Source organism: Candidatus Viridilinea mediisalina (assembly GCF_002532535.1).
Classification (GTDB): domain Bacteria; phylum Chloroflexota; class Chloroflexia; order Chloroflexales; family Chloroflexaceae; genus Viridilinea; species Viridilinea mediisalina.
In genome coordinates this window covers 1-6,401 of record NZ_NQWI01000186.1, presented here as the reverse complement: position 1 = coordinate 6,401, position 6,401 = coordinate 1, and the positions used below count along the sequence as shown (strand labels likewise).

Below are 6,401 nucleotides of genomic sequence, written 5' to 3'. Positions count from 1 at the left end.
TGTCTGAAAAGTCTATGAACTGGCGTTGGAGTGCCGGCTTCAGCCGGCTAAAGCCGGCACTCCAACGCGTGCCCACTGGCTTTTCAGACAGCTTCTAAGGAGGTTAGCTTGAGCACGACACCTACCCCTGCTGCGGCACCAGTGGCCCAACATGAACGCATTCAGACCCTTGATGTACTGCGTGGCTTTGCCCTCTTCGGCATCCTGACGGTCAATATGTTCCTCTTCAGCCACCCCTTCCAAGCCTATCTGCTACCGCCAGGTGAGCTACCTTGGTATGATCAGGCTGCCAAATTGCTAATTCTCGCTTTGGGCGAGGGCAAATTCTTCACCCTCTTCTCGCTGCTCTTTGGACTTGGCTTTGCCATTCAATTAGAACGAGCGCAGGCGCGCGGGGGGCGCTTTGTGCCGACCTATCTGCGCCGCCTGAGCGTGTTGCTCCTCTTTGGCCTCATCCACGCCTTCTTCATCTGGATTGGCGATATTTTGACCCTCTATGCCATTCTTGGGATGGTTCTCCTGCTCTTTACATGGGTCAAAAATCCGCGTACCCTGCTGATCTGGGCGGCAATCTTCTGGATCTTCTTCCAACTCAGCTCCTTTGCGTTCACCGGGTTGGTCGTCTGGGCGCGTGACCTGCCAGAGGTGGGCGTCGAGATTGAAGCCGCCTTCGCCGAGCAAATGGAGGTGTTCCGCCATGAGTACGAACGAGCGCTTGTAGCCTATGGCAGCGGCACATTCGGGGAAGTGACCGCCCAACGCACCCGCGACGTTATCAGCATGAGCAGTGTGGGTTGGTTGACTATGGCCCCTGTAGTTATGACCATGTTCCTGATTGGTGCCTACATTGGGCGGCGTGGGCTACTGCGCGATGTTGCAGCCCACCGGAAGCTCTTCCGACGCCTGATGATCGGTGGCTTTGCCATTGGTCTGCCAGCCAACATCATTGCCGCCCTGTTGATTCAGCAGGTCGGGCGGGCGGATTTGAGTTGGAATTTAGCCCTAGCCAACCTTCTGCTTGGCCTCGGTGGGATTACCCAGAGCATCGCCTACCTGAGTGCCATCGTGCTGCTCTGCCAAAGCGTCCCTTGGTCGCGCTGGCTCGCCTACCTCGCCCCGGTTGGCCAAATGGGACTGAGCAACTACCTCTTCCAATCGATCATCTGCACGTTCATCTTCTACGGCTACGGCCTGGGGCTCTTCAACCAGGTTGGAATGGCAGCGGGACTACTGCTCACCATCGTGATTTACGCCATCCAAATCCCGATCAGCCACTGGTGGATGGCCCGTTTCCGCTACGGCCCCGCCGAATGGTTGTGGCGTTCACTCACCTACATGCGCCCGCAGCCGATGCGCCGTAACGTGAACCATGGTGGCGCGCTTGCGCCGCAATAGAGCGTTAGGGAAGCTTCGAGGAGGCGAGGAGGCGAGGAGGCGAGGAGGCGAGGACGTGAGGACGCAAGGACGTGAGGACGCGAGGACGCGAGGACGTGAGGACGTGAGGACGCGAGGACGCGAGGACGCGAGGATGCGAGGACGCGAGGACGTGAGGACGCGAGGACGCGAGGACGCGAGGACGCGAGGACGTGAGGACGTGAGGACGCGAGGAGGCGAGGACGCGAGGACGCGAAGCCCTCGCCTCCTCGCATTTTCTGAAACCTTCCCTAACAACTACATGCCTACCGCCCTCCGCGCAAGCGCCCCAACAACTCCTGCTTCAACTCCCAGAGTGGTTGTGTCAGCGATACATGGTAGATGTGCGGATTGACCAAACGACGCACGCCGCTATCTAGCGCCTCAACATCATTGCGTCTACGCTCGCGCATCTGCTCTAGGGTTGGACGCGGCCCCACCCGTTGGCCTTCACGCCATACATCTACCAACAGCGGCTCGATGCGCGCAAGCCTACTGCGCGTAAGCTGGCGTTGCAAACCCGCATCGCTGGGATGGCGCAAGCACAACTGCTCCTGCTCGTCGGGACGTTCATGCTCAAGCGCTACGAGATCAGCCGTCGCCCGCCCACGCCCATCATAGATGCGCCAAGCCTGCTTCAAGCCCGGATTGGTCAGTTTGGCTGCCGTGTCGGCCAGCTTAATCGCCGGACGCCACTCGTCCCGCTCATGCATCGCCACCAATTTGTAGACCCCGCCGAGCGAACCTTCGCCATGGGAGGTCACAAGGCGCGTGCCCACTCCATAGACCAGACGCTTCAGGATGGCATCCGCATCGGCTCCCGCATGCGCCGCCTCAGCCCCAATCTGGGTCTGAATCTGCCAGATCACCAGTTCATCCAGATCACTCGAGAGTACAATCGTCGTATCGGGAAAACCGGCCTGATCCAGCATCATGGCCGCATGAATCGCCAAATAGGCCAAGTCGCCCGAATCGAGCCGAATACCCACCGGGCGATGGCCCTTCGCCCGCAGTTGCTCAAAGACCTTGATCGCGTTGGGCAAGCCACTGCCCAAGGTGTCCACCGTATCTACCAACAACAGACAATCATCAGGGTAGACTTCGGCATAGGCTTTGAAGGCATCTAGTTCACTATAGCCCAACGCCAAAAAGACCTGCACCAAGGCATGGGCGTGAGTACCCTTGGGGGCAAGGCCCAAGGTTGAAGAGAGGCCCACATTGGAGGTAAAATCGGCCCCACCGATCAGGGCGGCCCGCGTCCCCGCGTTAGCCCCGCGATCCTGACCACGGCGCAGCCCAAACTCCAACACGGGAGCGGCATGGCTCACATCACGGATGCGTGCCGCCTTGGTTGCAATCAGGGTCTGATAGTTCAACTGGTTCAGCAGGGCGGTCTCAAGAATCTGGGCATAGGCCAACGGCCCGCGCACCGTCGTGAGTGGCGCATTGGGATGCACCACCCGACCCTCCGGGATGGCGCGCAAACTCAGCCCCGCAAAGCCATCCGTAGCCCGCAGGTAGGCCAAAAAATCGTCGCCAAAAAGTTGGCCCCCCGCCCGGTCGCGCTGCATGCGCAACTGCGCTACATCATCATCAGTAAAGCGCACCATCTCCATCCAATCCAACAACCACTCCAGCCCAGCCGTCACACAATAGCCCGCCGCATGCATGCCATAATCAGGATTGCGCCGGAAGAAGTGGTCAAACTGCGCTGTCTGCTCGTGCAACCCGTGACGAAAATAGAGCTGCGCCATACTCAATTGGTATTGGTCGGTGAAGAGAATCCCCTCGGCGATGCGCCGCTGTTCTGGTCGCATGGTACCCTCGTTTCAACATGTCTTTGTGCGTTCGTGGTGGCGGCTGCGCCGCCACCACGAACGCACAAAGTTCTGTTAGCGCGAAGAAGCCTTGGGTTGACAGCCACCACCACGCCGCTGGCTGAGCCTGTCGAAGCCAAGCGGCGTGGCCCAGAACTTTTTCGCGCTAACAACGTTCTTTGGCAGAGGCGAAGCCGCCCCCACCCCCCCCGCCGGAAGGCTTAACCAATGCGAAGATAGCCCATCAGGGCGGCAATGGGGAGGGCGGTGCGCGGGAGGAAGGCGTTGCGCCAAAGCCCGCCATGGTTGGCCCCTTCCATCAAGAGTTCCAACGGATTGTCGAGTACCACCGCAGGGTTGGCGGCACATTCATTACAGCGTAGATCATGCACCCACAGTGCCGCCATCAGGGCACTCGTTGTGGCTGGCTCGAAGATCTCGATCCCAAAGCGCTTGGCACCATCATAGCCCGCCTTGAGGGCCGGGTTTTTAATGACCGACTGGGTGAGAGTCGAAGGAGTCACATTGATTGCTACGCGCTGCCCTTGGGCCCGTGCGAGCAACGCACGCCACTGCTGCAACCGTTTCGCTAAGGCATAGTTTGGCCCCTGCTGCAACACGATGCCATCTACAATGCCATAACGCTTGCCGTTCTGTGCGGTAAGTAATGTGCGGATGTGGGGCTGAAGCAGACGGCCCCCACTCAGCGCCCGAACTAGCGCAGTACCCAAACGCTGCATTGGTTTCAATTGCTGCGCCTGTGCCATAGCCGCCCGCGCCGTCGCTTCCGGCACCGCAAAGACATCGGCGGGGGTTGCCATGTACATTAACGTCGTCGCAGGCCGCGCTTCACTCACCGTCGCCAGGATTGCATCCATCGCCAACGAGACGCGCAAATGCTGTGCGCCATCCAAATAGGCCAGCGCCGCCAGATCGAGGTCTTGCTCAAACCCCAACAGCCACGCCGCCAACTCTGGCGTCTGTGTCAACAGATTGGCCCCCGCCAACGCCACCCACTGCTCAACGGGCGTATCCGCCGCCACCGGCTGACTCAGCGGCGCAATCAGCCGCCCATTGCCCGCACGGACAATGCTGGTAATGCGCTGCCAGCGTGCCGCATCGGGTAGATCAATGGCGATAATATTGGCCCGCCAGTGCGCTAATGCAGCCAATGGCCCCGCCTCGGAACCTGCGCCCAACAGCACCACCGTCCGATCCGCGAGATCGAACCACTCTGGATGTTCCATCAGCCGACGCAACGCCTGCCCATGACTCGGCTCGATGACACCCGCATCCTCCCAACGCTCAAGCTGCTCACGCAACTCCGCGCCGCGCAACTGCTTGCCGCGATAGGGTAACGACCATGGTTCAATGGTTGGCGCTCCTTGACCACGCAGTTCAATCTGGGCAATCTGCCCGCCCAAAGGCTGCTGCATCGCCTCAGCTAAACCCAGAGCTTGCGCACCACGCACAAACTCACACTGCGCCCAGGCCGCCGCCAACCCATCCTGAGCAATCCGTAGCGCATACTCAGGTTGCAGCACCCCCGCCTCGGTTAAGGCCCACACATGCTTGGGGTAGCGCTTGCGCCATGCCCGCTCCTCAGCCACCGCTGCCGCTGCCTCAGGCCGTACCCCCGCCAAAGCCGCCGCATAGACCGCCTTGTTCACCCGTGTGGTGCTGCGCTGCCCTTCAGCATCCGCGCTGAACTGAAGCCCTTCTGATGTTGTTGCCATAATTCAGGGAGGATACAGAAAACAGGAAATAGGAAATAGGAAATAGGGCTGAGGCTTCCTACAATCTGCAATCTGCAATCTACAATCTGCAATCTACAATAGTACTACACCAGCACCCGCAGAGTGTGCAGCGCAATCATACGTGCTTCATCGGTAGGAATAACCCAAACATCCACCGGGCTATCAGGTGGGCTGATGCGTGGCCCGTGCTGCGCGTTGGCAGCGGGATCGCACTGGAGCCCAAGCCAGCCCAAGCCCTCACAGACACGCGCCCGGATGTTGGCGGCGTTCTCACCGATCCCGGCGGTGAAGACGAAGCCATCGAGCCCGCCCAGGCTAGCAGCGAGCGCCCCGGTCTCACGGATAATGCGATAGACAAAGTAGTCGAGCGCATCGGCGGCACGCGGGTCGTTGCTAGCCGCGAGGGTTCGCATATCGTTGCTGACACCGGAGAGTCCGAGTAGGCCGGAGCGCTTGTAGAGCAAATCTTCGATCTGCTTGGCCCCCATGCCCTTCTCTTGCATGAGGTAGATCAGCACCCCGGGATCAATCTGGCCGCAGCGCGTGCCCATAGGCAGGCCATCAAGGGCAGTAAAGCCCATGGTGCTATCGTGGCTACGGCCCGCCTTGAGGGCACACATACTGGCTCCATTGCCCAGATGGGCCACCACTACACGCCCTTCAGCCAGTTTGGGGGCGCATGTAGGTAGCGCTTGGGCAATATACTCATACGAGAGCCCGTGGAAGCCATAGCGTCGCACGCCCTCATCATAGAGATCATAGGGAATAGCAAAGCGGTCGGCCACTGGCGGATGGGTACGATGGAAGGCGGTATCGAAGCAGGCCACATTGGGCACCCCAGGCAGAAAATCCATTGCTGCCGCAATCCCAGCCAGATTGGCGGGCTGGTGTAGGGGGGCCAGTGAGACAAAGGCTTCGAGTTCGTGCAAGAGCGCCTCATCGAGGCGCATGGGCGCACTGAAGCGGGTGCCGCCGTGAACCACGCGGTGGCCCACCCCAATCAGCCCCTCTTCGGGCAGCAGTGGATCGAGCCAAGCGGCCAGACGCTCTAGGGCATAGGCATGGCCACGACCCAAAGGCGGATTGGCCCAACTCGTCTCATGGATGGGCTGCCCAGCGTCAGCATAGGCCACAAAATGGGGCTTGGTGCCAATGCCCTCAATCTGGCCCTCGTAGCGCACATGCAGGTTGCCCGCTTCATGGTCGAAAATGGTGAATTTGATGCTGGAAGAACCAGCGTTGAGTACAAGAATGGCATTTGCCACGGGAAAGCTTGCTCCTTCGAGAAGAGGTACCGAGGGTTGCACCACAGAGGCACCGAGGTATTGTCTGAGAGGCTGTCTGAAAAGCTAGTGGGCACGCGTTGGAGTGCCGGCGTTAGCCGGCTGAAGCCGGCACTCCAACGCCAGTTCAT

Annotated in this window: 4 protein-coding genes; 1 reads left to right on the top strand and 3 read right to left on the bottom strand. The window is 60.0% G+C overall.

What is annotated here, in order from left to right; translation table 11 throughout:
• The first annotated feature begins 108 nt into the window (after positions 1 to 108).
• On the top strand, positions 109 to 1,395 hold the full coding sequence (locus tag CJ255_RS20750; RefSeq protein ID WP_097645988.1) for a DUF418 domain-containing protein: 1,287 nt from the start codon (positions 109 to 111) through the stop codon (positions 1,393 to 1,395).
• A 284-nt stretch (positions 1,396 to 1,679) separates the two neighbouring features.
• Here the strand turns inward: CJ255_RS20750 and CJ255_RS20745 are convergent, their stop codons facing one another.
• The 3 genes from CJ255_RS20745 to CJ255_RS20735 form a co-directional block, all read right to left on the bottom strand.
• Complete coding sequence (locus CJ255_RS20745; protein WP_097645987.1) at positions 1,680 to 3,230, bottom strand: nicotinate phosphoribosyltransferase; 1,551 nt, start codon at positions 3,228 to 3,230, stop codon at positions 1,680 to 1,682.
• A gap of 221 nt (positions 3,231 to 3,451) precedes the next feature.
• Positions 3,452 to 4,966, bottom strand: coding sequence for a hypothetical protein (locus tag CJ255_RS20740; protein WP_097645986.1), 1,515 nt, complete (start codon positions 4,964 to 4,966; stop codon positions 3,452 to 3,454).
• 104 nt (positions 4,967 to 5,070) lie between these two features.
• The gene (locus tag CJ255_RS20735; RefSeq protein ID WP_097645985.1) at positions 5,071 to 6,252 is read right to left on the bottom strand and encodes an acetate/propionate family kinase; all 1,182 of its coding nucleotides are present in this window, start codon (positions 6,250 to 6,252) and stop codon (positions 5,071 to 5,073) included.
• Positions 6,253 to 6,401: the final 149 nt, after the last annotated feature.